Consider the following 12,208-nt stretch of genomic DNA (forward strand, 5'->3'; position numbering starts at 1 on the left):
GGCAGGCTAAGCGCCGATGTCTGGGCACAAAAAAAGCAACCTCGCGGTTGCTTTTTGGTTGGCGCAAAGCGCTGCCTCAGCGGGTCGCCCGCAGCACGGCCGCATCGCACCAGCGCTGCGCCACCTTGGGGGTGGTGATGCACACCGCCTCGTGCGTGACGGTGGTCACCGCGCGTTCGAGCAACTGAATATCGGCCTCGTGCTGGCGCGCCACATGCGGGTCTTCAAAAAAGATCGCGCGCTGGCAGCGGCGCTCCAGCACCAGATCGGCAATCTGCGCATCGCCACCCAGCGGACCGCTGTTGTAGCGATCCACCCAGGGCTTGTCAGCAGGCCAGCCCTTGCTCCACGCCAGCTCGTTGAGGCGCTGGCCCGTGGTGCCTGTGCCCACGCGGCGCTTGAAACGCGAGAGCAGCTCGAAATTGCTGTCCACAAACGCCAGCATGGCGGGCTTCATGGCATCGTGGGCAATCAGCGCCACGGTCTGGCTCTCATAGTCGTGGAAACGGTCGGCATTGCGGTCGCGCGGCATGCCGGCGTGCATGCGCTCCATCTCCACCCAGTCACGGGCGCTGGCGACGGTCGACAAAAATGGCTTGCCGTGAATCACGCACTGGCGCTTCAATGCCAGTGCCTCGGGGAAGATCGAAGAGGGGTCGACCGGGTCTGTCAGGTAGATGGCGCCATCCAGCGTGCGGCCCTCGCCCATGCCCACCACTTCGGCCACCAGCTTCATCAGCCCGCCTTCGCGCCCATAGGGGTAGCGCACCAGCCCAGGGTAGCGGTGCATCATGTCTGCAGCGGCAATCGCATCGTAGGTACGGCCCACCGCATGCAGGCCCAGGCCCAGTTCGCGCATGCCGGATTCACAGGCGCGCAGCAGCGCAAACAACGCCGCATCTTCGGTTTGGTGGTGGAGCCGGTTGGCAGCAAGACCTAAAAGCATGGTCAGAGGTGTCCTTCACAACCGCGCACGAAATGGTGAGGTGTGCGCGTGCCAGCAAGCATAGACCCAAATGCCCAACCTCTTGGGCTGTGCGCCCACCCATGCGGTGGCTGCATCGCCCCAGTCCACAGGCTGACACGGTCGATGCAACGGATGAAAATTCATAGCTGCCAGCGCTTGATGTGCCTTCATCAGAGGCATTTTTCACCAATGTGCAAACAAAGCGACACCACACCCATCTGGTTCTGCTAGCCTGCACACGCTGCTGCAATGTGGCGCTTTGTTGGCTCTCTGGTATGGGTTTTTTTGTGTCTGCTTCCCCCTCTTCTGCAGCTGCGGCAATGTCGCCAGCTGCCATGTCCCCGCTGTTTGTCATCGGCCTGCTCGCACTGCTGCTGGGCTTTCAGCCGCTGACCACTGATCTGTACCTGCCCGCCATGCCGCTGCTCACGCAGCAGCTGCAGGCCACAGTGGCCCAGACGCAGACCACGTTTTACGCCCTGATCCTGGCCTTTGGCTGCGCCCAACTGGTGTGGGGCCCTGTGTCTGACCGCTGGGGCCGCCGCCCGGTGCTGCTGGCCGGGATTGCGCTGTACGTGCTGGCCGCCGTGGGCTGCGCCCTGGCCCCCGACATGCCAGCACTGATTGCTTTTCGTACCCTGCAAGGGGCCGCACTGGGCGCCGTGGTGATGGCCGCGCGCGCCATCGTGCGCGACCTGTACGCCCCGGTGGAAGGCACGCACGTCATGTCCAAAGCACTGACGGGCCTGGGCGTGCTGGCCTGCTGCAGCCCCCTGGTGGGCAGCTGGCTGGCCCAGCACGTGGGCTGGCGCTCCACCATGGCGGTGCTGGCGGTGGTCGGCACTGCCGCTTGGGTGCTGGTGTGGCTGCGCTTTCGCGAAAGCGTGCAGCACTTCAACCCCCACGCCCTGCAGCCGCAGCGGCTGCTGCGCAGCTGGAACACCATCCTGCGCCACCCCACCTTCCTGGCCTATACCGCCACCACCACCTGCTCGTATGGCGCGCTGGTCGTGTTCCTGACCGGCGCACCGTTTGTCTTTACCCAGGTGCTGGGCTGGAGCGCTGCCGACGTGGGCTGGCTGCTGGCCGCCAACGGCGTGATCTACATTGGCGGCACCCTGCTGTGCCGCCGCCTGCTGCCGCGCCTGGGCGTGCGCAACACCGTGGCCGTAGCGGGGGGCATTTCCGTGCTGTGCGCGGTACTGCTGCTGGCCCTGGCCTGGGCCGATGTGCGCAGCGGCTGGGCCTATGCCGCTGCCTGCCTGCTGTTTCCGATTACGCACGGCATTCAGCAGCCCTGCGGGCAAAGCGGTGCGGTCAGCGCCTTTCCGCAGGCTGCGGGCATGGCTTCAGCGCTCAACGGCTGCATCATGATGCTGTTCGCCTTTGTCACCGGTCAGATCCTGGGACGCAGCTTCAATGGCACTGTGTACCCCTTGGTTTTCGGCCTGGCCGCATGGTGTTTCGCCGCAGCCTTGGCATCATGGACGCTGGTGCGCCGCCACGGCGCGCCAGCGCGCACTGAAAGCCCGTGCCGCCGCCCGGTTTGACCTGTTTTCTCCCTGCCCTATCTTGACTGCCTCCACCCACACCCTGCCCTGCATTGCGATTGCAGGCCCCACCGCTTCTGGCAAAACCAATGCCGCTCTGGCCCTGGCCGCTGTGCTGGCACAGCGTGGCCAAGCCTGTGAAATCATCAGTGTGGATTCCGCCTTGGTCTATCGCGACATGGACATTGGCACAGCCAAGCCCACGGCCCAAGAGCTGGCCGCTGTGCCCCACCACCTGATCAACATCCTGGACCCCCTGCAGTCCTACAGCGCTGCCGAGTTTGTGCAAGACACCCAGCGCCTGGTGGCCGAGATTCGCGCCCGTGGCGCCATTCCGCTGCTGGTGGGCGGCACCATGCTGTACTTCAAAGCCTTGTTCGACGGCATTGACGAAATGCCCGCCGCCGACCCTGCGGTGCGCGCCCGCATTGATGCCCAGGCCGCCGAGCTGGGCTGGCCTGCCATGCATGCCGAGCTGGCCAAGGTCGACCCCGAAACCGCCGCCCGCCTGGCCCCGGCCGACAGCCAGCGCATTCAGCGTGCGCTGGAGGTGTGGCACGTCTCCGGCCAGCCGCTGTCCAGCTTTCACCAAGCAAAAAAGAGAGCTGAAAGCGCAGAACCAGCCTTCGATTGCACGCTTTTTTCTTTGGAACCCAATGACCGCGCCTGGTTGCACCAGCGCATTGCCCAGCGCTACGACACCATGCTCGACGCGGGCTTGATCGATGAAGTGCAGCGCCTGCGCGCACGCGGTGACCTGCACCCCGAGCTGCCCAGCATGCGCTGCGTGGGCTACCGCCAGGTCTGGGAAGAGCTGGACTGGCAAACACGCAAAGGCACACCCAGCATCAACTTGCACCTGGTGCGCGAAAAAGGGATTGCCGCCACGCGCCAGCTGGCCAAGCGCCAGATCACCTGGCTGCGCAGCATGCCCCAGCGCCACGCCATTGCCTGTGACGACCCCATGGCCACCATGCACCTGGTGCAAGCCGCCCTGCTGGTGGTGCAAACCGCTGCCCAGCCGCGCTGAAGCCGGGCACCGCGCGCCTACGTTCTGAAACACCGCGATGCCTGCCTGCGCATAGCATGCAGGCATCGCCTGTTTCTGGAGACTGCCTGTATGCCGCTGCCCCGTTTACCTTTTCGCTCCCGCCGCCTTGGTGCGGCATTGCTGACCGCTGGCGCCTTGCTGCTGTCGGCCTGCGCACAGGACCGTTACTACGTGCCCTCCGAGACCACCGCCAGCCCCCAAAGCGGAGTGACGGTGTACGGCGAAATCGACACCAGCGTGGTGCACACGCGCTAGCCACAGCCCGCCCAGGCCCGACGGCACCACGCCCGCCCGGGCTAATGCAGCTGGGGTATCATTCAGCAACTGCTCCTTACAGGGAGCAGTTTTGCGTTATCGGTGCCCATCGCTGTTCCAGCACAGGGTTAAACGGGAAGCAGGTGCGCGACACCTTCGGTGTCTGCAAAGCCTGCGCTGCCCCCGCAACGGTCAGTGTGTCTAACTGCATGATCACGCCACTGGAGCCCTGCTCTGGGAAGGCCATGCAGCTGTTTGATGAACAACACACGAGCCCGGAGACCGGCCGAAACGCATGCAAGCGGATGTGCTGCGGGGTGGTGGCGACATGCTCGGCAAGATGCATCTTGCGCGCATACCTCTTCTTCTTCCCCCCACAGCCATCCATAGACCACACATCACCGCCTTTGTGGGGACGCAAACGCGGTGCCATGGATTTCTTCGGCATGTCGTTTCGTTTTTCTCCCCGCAGCTGTGCTGTGGGCTGTGCCCTGACGGGCTTTTCCTTGCTGGCTGCGGCCCAAACCGAGGTGCAGCAACCCCATGTGGTGGTGTCCGCCACGCGCATTGAGATGCAAGACACCGATGCGCCTTACGCCTCCGAGGTGCATACGCGCGAGCAAATTGACCGCTCCGGCGCGCACTCGGTATTTGACTATCTGGCACAGCAAAGCTCGCTGCAGATCACCCCGCAATGGGGCAACCGCAATGCGCCCAACATCGCCATGCGCGGCTTTGGCGAAGATGGCTTCCAGAACGTGGTGATCTCAGTCAACGGTCGGCGTCTGAACAACATCGACAACGTACCGGCCCTGGTGGGTTCTATCTCGCTGCGCGATGTGGAACGCATTGAAATCACCAAGGGCAGCGGCGCCGTCATGTACGGCGATGGCGCCACGGCGGGCAGCATTCAGATCTACACCAAAGCCCACGACAGCGCCAGCTTGGACCTCTACGGCGGCAGCCATGGCCAGCGCGGCGCAGTGGCATCCGTGGGCATGGTCAAAGACAAGTTCGACCTGTCCCTGACGGCCGATCACAGCCACCACAATGGCTGGAGCCAACCCGATGCCACCGGTCACCAGGACAGCAGCGAAGCCAACACCTGGCGTCTGGCCAGCAACATCCAGGTCGCGAAGGGCCTGCAAGCCAATGTGGAAATCGGTGCCAGCCGTATCGACAACCGCTTCCCGAACGCGCTGTCCGCCCCCGCCTTCCATGCCAACCCGAGCCAAAGCAGTGGCAGCCCCTACCCACGCCAGGTATCTGACAGCCGCTACTGGGGCCTTGGGCTGCAATACCAGCTCAATGCCGCCTGGAAGCTCACGGCGCGCCACCACAGCGAGGACAAGTCCAGCCAGTACAACAGCTTTACTTACCCGGGCTCCACCAGTGACTACGCGCAGCAGTCCAACGAAGTTGCGCTGCAATACCAGCGCGGCGCCCTCACGGTGAATGCGGGCGTGCAGAGCGTGGAGGGTGAACGCCTGTCTTCCGTCGGCCTCATGCGCAAAAACAATCTGGGCGGCTTTGTGCATACCCAATACCTGTGGAACGACTGGACGCTCTCCGGTGGTCTGCGCCGGGAGCGCATGCGCTACCGCTACGCGTCGCCCGGGCAAGCCAACTCCAGCCAGCAGGAGTACCACACAGCCTGGGAGCTGGGTGCCAACCACCGCCTCTCGGACCAGGTCTCGGTCTTTGCCAACTACAGCGATGCTTTTGCCTCACCCGACATTGATCGATTTTTTGACTTCAACACCTACAGCTTTATAGGCTTTGGCGCCGCCACCCAAAGCCGCACGTTCACGCTGGGCGCCAACCACACCACCGCGCGCAACCGCCTCAAAGCCTCTGTGTTCTACGCCAAGTTGCACGACGAGATTTACTACGACCAACTGTCGGGCTTGAACGGCAATCTCGATCGCTCCCACAAATACGGCGTGGAGCTGCAAGACCAATGGCAGCTGAACACCCGCAACCAGCTGAGCGTGAACTACACCTGGACCCACGCCACCATTGACCGTGAAGTGCAAGGCACCAGCAACTACAGCGGCAAACAAACACCCGGCGTGCCTCGCCACAGCCTGACACTGGGCTGGCACCTGCGCGTGGCCGACAAGGGCCACCTGCAGCTGTCACACACCTGGCGCAGCAGCCACTGGGCCATTGGCAACTTCAGCAACGACGCCATGTACCGCCAGGCCATCTACAGCGCCACCGATGTGTCGTACCGCCACCAGGTGCACCAGCATGTGCAGCTGTATGCTGCGGTGAACAATCTGTTCGACCACGCCAACAGCGTTGCCGTCAACACCTGGAAGTACGGGCTGTACCCCAGCAACTTTGCACGCACCTGGAAGATTGGTGCGCGCATCGACTTCTAAGCACCGCGCCGCCGCCTGACGTGCCCTTCCTGAAAGCTGCTGCATGCAGCTTTCTTTTTTGGCGGAATACGACAGGCGGTAGCACCTGCTCTTTGCCAGCCCCCACCACGCCCCTCTCCCACCTCTTCCCCCGTCAGCGGCTGGCCGCATACCGTCCGGCCAGCCATCACAGCAAAAAACACGAAAAACCCAGTCCACATCTGCGGTGCATGCTCTCCTTTTAAGTACACCGCATGCACAACTGGGTGGTGTTTGCCACGCCCAATAGGCACGGGCCGTGCAGGCAAGCAGCCCCCCATCTGCGTCAGCTCGGCGATTTCGGTACAGTCATGCCCCTACACGCCTTGCGCGCACGCAGCACATACAACCACCATGACCCAAGATAACGACCGCATCAACGAACTCAAAAAAATCGAAATGTGCGATGCCTGCGCCGGTATTCAGCGCAACTGGCGCAAAGCCCCCGGCCACGTTGAGCTGGCCCAGGGCAGCAACTACAAGCGCGAGCGTGAAACCGGCACCGTCACCGTCACCCGCTATGTGTGCGAACGTTGCGGCACCAACTGGGAATACGAAAACGACAAGAAGAACATGCACGCCGGCTGGTCGCTGACCGGTCGCCGCCCCACCAAATACTAAGCATTTGCTTAAAAAAATCAGAGCTATCAGCGCTGATGGGATAAGGGCTACACCCTCAAAATGCCAATAAAAAATCTGCCAGGCACCCGCCATGGCAGCTTTTTTTGCGCCCCGCCCGCCTGACGTTCAGGTGGGCCAAAGCATGGGCGGCAGACGCCTTCGCTTAGAACCCCGCCCCTGGCTTGCTCAGATAAGCCTTCTCGGCCTCCGTGCTCTCGCGGCCCAGGATGGGGTTGCGGTGCGGAAAGCGGCCAAACTCGCGGATCACATCCAGGTGGCGGTGCGCGTAATCCAGCGTGCCCTCAAAGAAATCGCGCAGCGCAGGCTCGGCCTCCTGGTACAGCTGCTCGAACGCCACCACGCTGCTTTGCTGCATGGCCATATCCTCGGCGTGCTCCAGCGGCAGGTACATGAAAATGCGCGCCATGGCGGGAATGGACTCGTCCACATCCCAGCCCAGGTCAATCGCCTTCAGCGCCAGCGTGCGGGCCTTGGTGTCGCCCGCAAAGCTCTTGGGCGTGCCGCGATAGGCATTGCGCGTGAACTGGTCCAGCACAATCAGCACCGCCAGCATGCCCAGCGGGGACTCCATCGCCTCGCCATCGAGCTTGCCTGCCAACGCCTCCTGCAGCACCGCGCCAAACAGGTGGCGAATCTCCTCATCCACCTCCTCCGACTTGGTAAACCACAGCGTCTTGCGCGTAGGCACACTCGCCGCCGTAGGCAGCTCTGCGCCCAGCCAGTACTCCAGCACCTGCGACAGGCGCGGATCCAGCACATGCGCGAGCGGGATAGACAGTTGTTTGGAGGTATCCGACATGGCCATTCCTTTTCTCTAAAACCGAAAGCGTGATCCACCCAAGCGTAGCGCAGTGCGCCACACGGTAGCGCCCAGCACCACGCATGGCCCCCAAAACCGGGCGCTGCACAACGCGGAGGCCCCAGCTGCAGCCCGCCTGGATGGAAAGGGCCGCCGCGCAGCCACAACGCCGCATAGGGGTGCAGGGGTTCTCTGCGCATGGTGCATGCCACCGCCGCAAAGATCAAGGCCGTGCCCTGGCTGCGCCCTTGCCCACCCCTTCGCGCGCCCCCTTGCCCTGTGCGCCAGCAAGAACAACAAAACGCTGACTGGTAGCTGTCACCGCCCCCCAGCAGTGCATGCGCGCTGCACAACGTCAACAAGCGTTAATAAGACCACTTGAAATACATAGCTGCCTGCACAGGCAATGCAAGGGCTGGCCGCCAAAAACACTTGAAACCCTGCCGCCGCAAGACCCACGGCCCTGTCGGCTATGCGCCCCCCGCGTTCACGCTTGCCCCTATAAAAAGAAACCAATTGATACAAAAACGAATGCAGCCTGCGAGGGAGCACCTGCACCGCACCGAGACATGGCCACCCTGATACCTGCACTGGGCACTTGTGTACACCGCATGACCTCTGGCGAAAAGCGCCACAAGGCATAAGCCATGGAAACGCTGATCTCCCCCATTCCGCTGCTGACCGCCTGCATCCTGGCCGTTGGGGCTCTCGCATTCTCGTTCTGTGCTGGCGCACCCAGTCACTGCACTTTCTGCTGCGGCGCTTTTGGCTGCTGGTACACGGCAACAAAGACATTCCTGACGCACGCATTCAAGCCTTTGCCCAAGACCAAACCAGTCTTTACGCGTTGCGCCTGTTCAGCGGCACACAGGTGCAAAGCCTGAGCCAAGCGCACCAATTGATCGCGTGGAGCGAAACGCAGCAAGTACCCATGGCCACCATCAGCGCATGCGGCGACTGCTTTGATTTAGAAAATCACAGAGTCCTTACCGAAAAACTACCGGGAAAACTCTACAGGCTTGCGCTTTTCATATGGCTTTGCACGCTCATTGTGGTGATGGGTACATGTTTTTTTATAGCGGCTGCCAAGCCCGGCCTGGCCACCCTCAAAGCTACTGACCGCTGGGTTGTCTTGAATAAAAACCATGTGGAACGCGCATTCGCATGGCCTTTCATCACCCCAACTGTGGATCGTGGTGACTGCCTTCAAAAAAATCCTGCCCGATTACAAGCAACTGGTTTTTCCGCTTCTGAAATAGAGACCGTTTGCAATTTACTTTCAATCGAAGAATGGCCTGAATACATTGAAAAAACAAAAACGAACTGCGCAAAGAATTAATTAAATTATTTTTCATTTGTGTTTTTTGTTTTTGGATATTCATCCCATCTATCAACAAGCACTATCACGCGCGAGAACTTCACAAAAAACTGACTCAAACCAAGGAGAGAGAAATTGAACACACACCAACTTGAATACGCAGGTTTCTGGGCACGCACTGGTGCGGCATTGATTGATGGCATCTTGCTCCTGCTCATCACCATGCCTCTGCTCATCTCCATCTACGGCTGGGAATATTTAGATTCCGAAAAAATGGTGCTTGGCCCTGCTGACTTTTTAATCAGCTGGGTCTTCCCCGCTTTTGCCACCGTGCTGTTTTGGCTCTACAAAAGCGCAACCCCCGGAAAAATGGCCATTACGGCCCAGGTGGTGGACTCCCAGACCGGCGACAGCATCAGCATGGGCCAAGCCATGCTCCGCTACCTCGGCTACTTCATTGCCATTCTGCCGCTCGGTCTGGGTATTTTTTGGGTTGCCTTTGACAGCCGCAAGCAAGGTTGGCACGACAAGATTGCTGGCACGGTGGTCGTCAAGCGTAGCAATACGGGGCCAGAACCTGTGCGTTTTCGCGATTGATGCGCGTTGAGTGCATGAACACCACTAGCCAATATCGGGGATGGCCAGTGGTTGTAATGATGCCAAACCTGAAGGAAAAGATGAGCTAGGAAGATTTGGAGATGGAATCTAAATTGGCTTATGTGGCAGCGATAAGAGCAACAAACAAATTGATGAAAAAAAATAAATGAAAATAAATTTCCCTAGTAATTGCGACATATATTCAATTTTTTTCTTTTGCAATGAAATAGATGAATGCGATTTAAATGAGGATATTCACATTGATTTTAGTTCAATGGGTAGAGTTGAACCATTTACAATGGTTTATTTAGCTAAAATCATTAGAGATATAAAATCAAAATCGCCACACAGAAAAATATTCTGCGAAGGTTTTCAAGATAAAAAATATGCTGCCAACATGGGATTTTTTAGAGCATTTGGGCTAAAACATGGTAGAGAACCCAGCGTGAATGATGGCAACGAAAGTTTTGTACCATTCACGATTATTAGAACGAAAACAGTTGCAGATGAGGCCATGCGCTCCTGGATACCTCAGCAAGATATTATTGAAAATAAATCAGCTCAACTGGCTAAAATTTTATCCAGAGAAAATGAGAGCAATCTTGTTGACGCACTAACCTTCTCCATTCGAGAAATAATGAGAAATGTTATAGAGCACAGCAACTCAAAAGTGATCGAATATTGTGCTCAATATTGGCCCACATATGACAAAGTAGAAATATCAATTTCAAATAATGGGATAGGACTTAAAAGCTCTTTGAAGAAAAATCCATTTATTCAAGTAGATAATTATTCCGATGCTTTGCAACAAGCCTTAATGCCAGCAATTTCCAGTAAAAATTACAAAGGTGCAATAATCGATAGAAATGATCCTTGGCACAATTCAGGTTTTGGTCTTTACATGATTAACAGAATTTGTAGAACCGGAGGTAGTTTTTTAATATGCAGCGGAGATCATGGAATATTATTAAATTCTGAAGAAAAAAAAACACATTTATTTAAATCACAAATATCAAGGAACAATTGTTAGAATGGTTTTAAATACAAGAAAGATAAAAAACCTACCCGAAATGTTAAGAGAATACAGAGATGAAGGATACGAAATCGCAAAAAGTATCAAAGGTGTCGGTTATTACCAAGCTTCAGCAGCATCTCAAATGCTTTCAAGAGATTTTAAAAAATAAACCATGCTCTCCCACATCCTCCTAGGCACCAACCACCTCGCCGCCAGCCGCCAGTTCTATGACGCCGTACTCGGCGTTCTGGGCGCTGCGCCTGCCACGCACATCCAGGTCAATGGCTTTGAACGCTATGTGTGGGACCACGATGGCACGCGCCTGATGGTGGCTACGCCGCGCGATGGCGAGCCCAGCACGCACTACAACGGTTTTACGCTGGGCTTCAAAACCCGCTCCATCGAGCAACTGCACCGCGCGCTGGATGCCGCGCTGGCCCACGGCGGCGTGGCCATTGAAGACGCTCCGGGCTGGCGCCGCGCCGCCGGCAATGACCGCTACCTGGCCTATGTGCGTGACCCGGCAGGCCACAAGCTGTGTTTGATGTTCCGCGAGGCCTGGGCACAGCCTGCATAAAACATAGCTGCTAGCGCTTGACCAGCAAGGGTTAGAGCCCAATTTGGCTTAAATCTCCAAGCCCCACCTTAAAGCCCACAGCGCGACCCTGCCCCACGCGCGCGCAAGCGACGCGCGTGCTTCGGGCAGTCCTTCCTATCTCCGGCGGCTGTGTGCGCGTAGCGCTGCAAGCGCGCAGCGAGTTCCACCGGAAGCCGTCGGCAGACGCGCTGCTTGGGTGACTGTCTTGTCGCGAACAAGAAAGTCACTCGCACCTCCGGTGCGACGAACCGGCCTCTGCCCTTCAAGCAGGCATACGGCAAACACCAGTAATCCAAGCAAAATTTGCCTCTAGCGCAGACACAGCAAGCGCTAGCAGCTATCAAAACCACAACGCTCCATCACCTGCGCGACGCCAACGAATTGCCCCGCCCACTAGCATGCGCCCTGGCAACTGCCACCTACAACCCAGAGGAGACACACCATGTTCAGCCACGTGATGCTCGGCGCCAATGACCTCGATGCCTCGGTCAAGTTCTACAACGCCCTGCTGGGCACGCTGGGTGCCAAGCCCGGTTTTCAAGACAAGCACCGCTATTTCTGGCGCCACGCAGGCAATACCTTCAGCGTGACCACGCCCATCAACGGCGAGCCCGCCACGGTGGCCAACGGTTTTACGCTGGGCTTTGCCGCCGAGTCGGTGGACCAGGCCATGCAAGCCTATGAAGCCGCGCTGGCCGCAGGCGGCACCGCCATTGAAAACGCGCCCGGCTGGCGCGGCGATGAACGCATGAAGCTGTACCTGGCCTATCTGCGCGACCCATCGGGCAACAAGGTGTGCCTGATGCACCGCCCACCCAAGGCCTGATTCCCCTGCGCCGCGCTCCCTCGTGCTGACCACGCCCGCCACAGCATGCGGCCAGGCAGTTACCGGGTAGCGGGTGGCGGGCTGTGATGGGGCGTGATGGGCTTGTAATAGGCCTGCCAGGTGCCCTCCAGTATTGAGTGCCAAATAGGCTATTGACGCAAGCGCAGCCACCGCAAGCCGCTATG

The 12,208-nt window shown here is 59.0% G+C and carries 13 protein-coding genes and 1 riboswitch; of the genes, 11 read left to right on the top strand and 2 right to left on the bottom strand.

Going from position 1 to position 12,208, the window contains the following annotated elements; genetic code table 11:
* Positions 1 to 76 precede the first annotated feature (76 nt).
* Positions 77 to 952, bottom strand: a complete 876-nt coding sequence (locus AC27VO_RS07690) for a methylglyoxal synthase (protein WP_488666419.1) — start codon at positions 950 to 952, stop codon at positions 77 to 79.
* 335 nt (positions 953 to 1,287) lie between these two features.
* On the opposite strand from AC27VO_RS07690, the gene AC27VO_RS07695 reads away from it, so the two are divergent.
* The 5 genes from AC27VO_RS07695 (at position 1,288) to AC27VO_RS07715 (ending at position 6,849) form a co-directional block, all read left to right on the top strand.
* On the top strand, positions 1,288 to 2,517 hold the full coding sequence (locus AC27VO_RS07695; protein WP_488666122.1) for a multidrug effflux MFS transporter: 1,230 nt from the start codon (positions 1,288 to 1,290) through the stop codon (positions 2,515 to 2,517).
* Between the two features lie 19 nt (positions 2,518 to 2,536).
* A complete protein-coding gene (gene miaA / locus AC27VO_RS07700; protein WP_488666420.1) occupies positions 2,537 to 3,547 on the top strand; it encodes a tRNA (adenosine(37)-N6)-dimethylallyltransferase MiaA in 1,011 nt (336 codons plus the stop codon).
* A gap of 90 nt (positions 3,548 to 3,637) precedes the next feature.
* Positions 3,638 to 3,823, top strand: coding sequence for a hypothetical protein (locus AC27VO_RS07705; RefSeq protein WP_488666123.1), 186 nt, complete (start codon positions 3,638 to 3,640; stop codon positions 3,821 to 3,823).
* Between the two features lie 83 nt (positions 3,824 to 3,906).
* A riboswitch (cobalamin riboswitch) is annotated at positions 3,907 to 4,127 on the top strand.
* 142 nt (positions 4,128 to 4,269) lie between these two features.
* Positions 4,270 to 6,210, top strand: coding sequence for a TonB-dependent receptor (locus AC27VO_RS07710; protein ID WP_488666124.1), 1,941 nt, complete (start codon positions 4,270 to 4,272; stop codon positions 6,208 to 6,210).
* Positions 6,211 to 6,582: 372 nt separating this feature from the next.
* Positions 6,583 to 6,849, top strand: coding sequence for a hypothetical protein (locus tag AC27VO_RS07715; RefSeq protein ID WP_488666125.1), 267 nt, complete (start codon positions 6,583 to 6,585; stop codon positions 6,847 to 6,849).
* 163 nt (positions 6,850 to 7,012) lie between these two features.
* Here the strand turns inward: AC27VO_RS07715 and AC27VO_RS07720 are convergent, their stop codons facing one another.
* On the bottom strand, positions 7,013 to 7,669 hold the full coding sequence (locus AC27VO_RS07720; RefSeq protein ID WP_488666126.1) for a DUF924 family protein: 657 nt from the start codon (positions 7,667 to 7,669) through the stop codon (positions 7,013 to 7,015).
* A gap of 598 nt (positions 7,670 to 8,267) precedes the next feature.
* Here AC27VO_RS07720 and AC27VO_RS07725 point away from each other — a divergent pair.
* From AC27VO_RS07725 to AC27VO_RS07750, 6 genes are all read left to right on the top strand, one after another.
* Positions 8,268 to 9,008, top strand: coding sequence for a DUF6216 family protein (locus tag AC27VO_RS07725; RefSeq protein WP_488666127.1), 741 nt, complete (start codon positions 8,268 to 8,270; stop codon positions 9,006 to 9,008).
* Positions 9,009 to 9,122: 114 nt separating this feature from the next.
* Positions 9,123 to 9,584, top strand: a complete 462-nt coding sequence (locus tag AC27VO_RS07730) for an RDD family protein (RefSeq protein WP_488666128.1) — start codon at positions 9,123 to 9,125, stop codon at positions 9,582 to 9,584.
* 166 nt (positions 9,585 to 9,750) lie between these two features.
* Positions 9,751 to 10,614 (top strand): hypothetical protein, encoded by an 864-nt coding sequence (locus AC27VO_RS07735; RefSeq protein WP_488666129.1) that lies wholly within the window; start codon positions 9,751 to 9,753, stop codon positions 10,612 to 10,614.
* Between the two features lies 1 nt (position 10,615).
* On the top strand, positions 10,616 to 10,768 hold the full coding sequence (locus AC27VO_RS07740) for a hypothetical protein (protein ID WP_488666130.1): 153 nt from the start codon (positions 10,616 to 10,618) through the stop codon (positions 10,766 to 10,768).
* Positions 10,769 to 10,771: 3 nt separating this feature from the next.
* Positions 10,772 to 11,176 (top strand): VOC family protein, encoded by a 405-nt coding sequence (locus AC27VO_RS07745; RefSeq protein ID WP_488666131.1) that lies wholly within the window; start codon positions 10,772 to 10,774, stop codon positions 11,174 to 11,176.
* 463 nt (positions 11,177 to 11,639) lie between these two features.
* Positions 11,640 to 12,023 carry a VOC family protein gene (locus AC27VO_RS07750; RefSeq protein ID WP_488666132.1) on the top strand — a complete coding sequence of 128 codons (384 nt, stop codon included), beginning with the start codon at positions 11,640 to 11,642 and terminating at the stop codon, positions 12,021 to 12,023.
* Positions 12,024 to 12,208 lie beyond the last annotated feature (185 nt).

The sequence above is a fragment of the Comamonas sp. 14P8.1.4 genome, assembly GCF_057799285.1.

Coding starts and splice junctions, on each gene's coding strand:
- AC27VO_RS07710 (WP_488666124.1), top strand. CDS start 4,270: ATGTCGTTTCGTTTTTCTCCCCGCAGCTGTGCTGTGGGCTGTGCCCTG.
- AC27VO_RS07720 (WP_488666126.1), bottom strand. CDS start 7,669: ATGTCGGATACCTCCAAACAACTGTCTATCCCGCTCGCGCATGTGCTG.
- AC27VO_RS07695 (WP_488666122.1), top strand. CDS start 1,288: ATGTCGCCAGCTGCCATGTCCCCGCTGTTTGTCATCGGCCTGCTCGCA.
- AC27VO_RS07750 (WP_488666132.1), top strand. CDS start 11,640: ATGTTCAGCCACGTGATGCTCGGCGCCAATGACCTCGATGCCTCGGTC.
- AC27VO_RS07705 (WP_488666123.1), top strand. CDS start 3,638: ATGCCGCTGCCCCGTTTACCTTTTCGCTCCCGCCGCCTTGGTGCGGCA.
- AC27VO_RS07735 (WP_488666129.1), top strand. CDS start 9,751: ATGAAAATAAATTTCCCTAGTAATTGCGACATATATTCAATTTTTTTC.
- AC27VO_RS07740 (WP_488666130.1), top strand. CDS start 10,616: ATGGTTTTAAATACAAGAAAGATAAAAAACCTACCCGAAATGTTAAGA.
- AC27VO_RS07715 (WP_488666125.1), top strand. CDS start 6,583: ATGACCCAAGATAACGACCGCATCAACGAACTCAAAAAAATCGAAATG.
- AC27VO_RS07745 (WP_488666131.1), top strand. CDS start 10,772: ATGCTCTCCCACATCCTCCTAGGCACCAACCACCTCGCCGCCAGCCGC.